Below are 914 nucleotides of genomic sequence, written 5' to 3'. Positions count from 1 at the left end.
CTAAAAAAGCACTGGCAAGCAGCGATTGATAAATTACGAACATTGATTGATGATCCGCAAGCGAGTTTTTAAATGCTTAAATTCGTGGGGATCTCTCAGGGTCAGATACTGTCTTGAGGATCAAGCCCAAATTTGATTAATGTTGGTAATTAACATCAAATGGCTTTCCTGATTTCAATACGCCAAAAGCCAGTACCAGTAATTTTCGCATCACCGCGATTAAAGCTACTTTTTAGGCTTACCTTTGGCTAAAAGTTTATTATAAAAACTAAGTAAGAATTACGGGGGCAGGCACTGCTCGGAAATATTGTGGTCAAGAACAAAATTAAATGCAGGCAGTAATGGGAAATCCCACGGAGCTTGGTGAGGCACATGCGGCTGAGCGAAGTGGTGCTGCAGGTGGTAAGTCGGCGGCGAAAGCTGTGGTTTCGGCTCAAGGAGCAACGGACACTGATGGCCATAGCCACAGTACAAATGGGCAGGGTTCTTCGGCTGCAGGAGGGTATAACCAGACGTCTTCTTTAGTCGATTCAGAAGGTTGGAATTATGCCGGTGGTGCAGATGGCGGTTCTAACCGCGGACGTTATGTTACTGTAGGTAAGCCATTGCCGCGAAATAACGACTGGTTAAACTTTGCTGCCGGGCTTGCAGATAATTACTCGTGGGTTTTTTCAGCGGGTTACACCTCAGCAAATAGTAATGTGAATAAGGATTCATTACCCTACAAACTTGCTGCAATTGCAGGGTTAGGAGGGTTAGGTAAACAAGTTGCAAATAAATATTGGGGTCAGATCAAAATTAAATGCTATTCAGTCAAAAGTCTTGGGGTTACAGCTTTTGGATAAGATTATTTTATTGAATGACATGCAGCCTGAAACATGAATGGGGTCACAATAACCCGTTAAATGCCACCG

General features: G+C 43.5%; 1 protein-coding gene and 1 pseudogene. One reads left to right on the top strand and one right to left on the bottom strand.

From position 1 onward, the window contains the following. Nucleotides 1–136 precede the first annotated feature (136 nt). Nucleotides 137–276: pseudogene (locus VT06_RS18880) on the bottom strand (IS110 family transposase); the annotation flags it as partial. A 53-nt stretch (nt 277–329) separates the two neighbouring features. On the opposite strand from VT06_RS18880, the gene VT06_RS16825 reads away from it, so the two are divergent. Beyond that, entirely contained in the window at nt 330–845 is a 516-nt protein-coding gene (locus VT06_RS16825) for a hypothetical protein (protein ID WP_152659063.1), read from the top strand. Nucleotides 846–914: the final 69 nt, after the last annotated feature.

Source organism: Arsukibacterium sp. MJ3, assembly GCF_000987765.1.
Classification (GTDB): Bacteria; Pseudomonadota; Gammaproteobacteria; order Enterobacterales; family Alteromonadaceae; genus Alishewanella.
The sequence above is the reverse complement of the archived record's forward strand: the minus strand, read 5'-3'. Positions and strand labels throughout refer to the sequence as shown.

Coding starts and splice junctions, on each gene's coding strand:
- VT06_RS16825 (WP_152659063.1), top strand. CDS start 330: ATGCAGGCAGTAATGGGAAATCCCACGGAGCTTGGTGAGGCACATGCG.